Source organism: Brachyspira catarrhinii, from assembly GCF_005518285.1.
Lineage (GTDB): Bacteria > Spirochaetota > Brachyspiria > Brachyspirales > Brachyspiraceae > Brachyspira > Brachyspira catarrhinii.
Genome location: NZ_SJDU01000521.1, coordinates 1 through 1301 on the forward strand (window position 1 = coordinate 1; position 1301 = coordinate 1301).

Annotated in this window: 1 protein-coding gene; it reads right to left on the minus strand. The window is 20.9% G+C overall.

Annotation, left to right across the window (positions count from 1 at the left end):
• Positions 1 to 17 precede the first annotated feature (17 nt).
• A partial coding sequence (locus EZH24_RS12020; protein WP_137999308.1) for an SMI1/KNR4 family protein occupies positions 18 to 1301 on the minus strand: 1284 nt, incomplete at its 5' end.

Consider the following 1301-nt stretch of genomic DNA (forward strand, 5'->3'; position numbering starts at 1 on the left):
CCTAATGGTATATTATTTTAATAATTAAATATTCTTTTTGAAGTATTGCTAATAAAGTCAATTATGTATTTATCTTGAGGCTCATTTACTTTATAATATTCTAATAATTTTTGATATTCTGTTTTTATTGTGTTTATTATTTCTTTTTTATATTTTTTATTATTTTTCAAAATATTTTCTAAGTATGATGTTGTATTTCTTATTTTTTCCGTGTTTTTATTTGAACATGCTTTTATAAATTCTTCTATATAAATATTGAATATATTATCATTTTCTAAACTGCTGATAGATAGAATATACAATATAGTAGAGTTTCTGTTATTAATAAATATATCAAACTCATTAAAATCAATTAAATTATTTTTATATAGATAAAAAGCCATGGCTATAAAAATACTAAAGTTATTTTTCTTATTTTCTTCATTAGATAATTTTTTGTAATATTCCAATGCCGATTTTATTTCATCTGTCCAATCAAAGATTTCTTTTTTAAAATTACTTATATATAAATCAGTTTCTGCATGAACTTTGAAATATAAAACTCTAACATAAGAATCTATAATATCTTTGTTTTTAAATGCTTCTTTTATATGTTTTTCTATTTTTTTGTAATTATGATTTATTAATAAAACAGCAAATAGTAGTTTATAATTTTCATCTTTTTCCAAATTGTATAAATTATATATTTCATTTAGATATTTTTCTTCTAATAATTTGTATTTATGCATCGTTGTTATGATACTTTGTTTATTTATAAAAATTTCTTCTTTTGTATTGTTATTTAATATATTATAATAGCTTTTTATTAAATCATCAATTTCAAGTTTTAGTCTTATTCCAAAAGAACCCATATTATAATTAAGAGATGTTTCCAAAGCCCAATTTTCGTAATAATCTACAAAATTATCATAACATGTTATAAAAGGTTCTTCATAAAACTCTTCATCATAATAAACAACTTTTCCTCTATTTTCTCCAGTTACTATTAATCCTATAGAAGATGAACAGCCCAAAGTACCAAACCTTAATATTCCGTAATATTCAAAGTCTGTATTTTCTATATCATTAGCATTTCCTTCATTTACTTTTTTTGAATATTCTCTCATCAAATCTATTCTGCTGTCATATTTCAAATAATCAAAATACATATCTTCAAATTTATCCATACTATATCCATGACAAGCACCTCCGTTTCCTACTTCAGTTATAAACCAAAAATAATCTTCTGGCAGTTTGAATTCATATTTATTTTCTAATTCTATAACTTTATTTTTACTTATAGGAGGATTTAATTTATATTC